Origin of the sequence: Nitrosomonas sp. Nm51, from assembly GCF_900111165.1 — a bacterium.
Classification (GTDB): Bacteria; Pseudomonadota; Gammaproteobacteria; order Burkholderiales; family Nitrosomonadaceae; genus Nitrosomonas.
The window spans coordinates 1-1,015 of record NZ_FOGH01000131.1; the positions used below are offsets into that span (position 1 = coordinate 1).

2 protein-coding genes are annotated in these 1,015 nt (G+C 49.4%); both read right to left on the reverse strand.

Features of this window, described 5'->3' with window-relative positions; translation table 11 throughout:
• Positions 1-176 precede the first annotated feature (176 nt).
• Positions 177-749 carry a hypothetical protein gene (locus BMY60_RS15175; protein WP_090334732.1) on the reverse strand — a complete coding sequence of 191 codons (573 nt, stop codon included), beginning with the start codon at positions 747-749 and terminating at the stop codon, positions 177-179.
• Complete coding sequence (locus BMY60_RS15180) at positions 746-964, reverse strand: hypothetical protein (RefSeq protein ID WP_090334733.1); 219 nt, start codon at positions 962-964, stop codon at positions 746-748. Before BMY60_RS15180 ends, BMY60_RS15175 begins: the two co-directional genes overlap by 4 nt.
• Between the last annotated feature and the right edge of the window lie 51 nt (positions 965-1,015).

Consider the following 1,015-nt stretch of genomic DNA (forward strand, 5'->3'; position numbering starts at 1 on the left):
TGATTGCCGACAATATCACTGACTCACTGCCAGTAGTTCTTTGAGAGAGTCAGCCTGCGGTAAATGGCCAGCTGCATTGACCAAATACCGCGAAACATGGACTATCCGGTGGTTAATCTTTCCTTCCGGTAATTAATACAAAAATTACGGAATTAATGACTTGTCGGCTTATCTGGTTACCAGTCCCTGAAGAAGTCGGGAATGCTGGTCATGAACTTTTCCAGTGTTTCCATCAGCATCGCCCAGTATCGCTTTACTGACAACGATAGTTCCGGTATCTCCGGTATTTCATCGGCTGCATGATTGACGGCATCTCTGGCACTTTCATACGCAATGATCCAGTTCTCCTGCATTTCAGCCAGTATCTCTTCCTTGGTGGGCACTTTAATACCACAAACCGTCCGCTTTTCTTCCAGATGCTGGTGCAGCTCGAATTCAGCACTCAGTTCGTTCAGGTCTGTGAGCATTTGACAGGAATCGTAAACATTCCAGGCTGTAACGCTGGCTATTACCGCAATTCCCAGTACCGGAATGGCCTCGCCTGACAGTGAGGACAGGTTACGGGTGGCGGCCAGTGTCGACCGGGCGGCGGCTTTCTTTGAGAACTGCTTTATTTGCGCTGATTTCCTGTTGATCCTTTTCTTCAGACCGGCGCTCTGTTCTTTCAGTGTCCGGTTCTGCCTGGACAGTTCTGCATTTTTTCTGGACAGATCCCTTATCGCGGAAGCCACATCGGTCTTTCTGTTCACCGTCGGGCTGCGGCCAGCATCTTGTCGGTCAGTTTCGAGCCCACTGTATAGCCCAGGGCTGTTCCCAGTGCGGCAAATGCGGCTGTGTGGAAACTGTCGCTGATGAGTGTGGCGATGTTCATCGTCACCAGCCCGAGTATAGTGACTGCCAGCAGCCAGGTTTTCAGTTGCTTCGTCAGTGAAAAAGTAATGAATCTGAGTCCATACTGATACATACACTCTCCTGGAAAATGAGTTGATAGGCAATGTAGTGGTTACACAGAAAA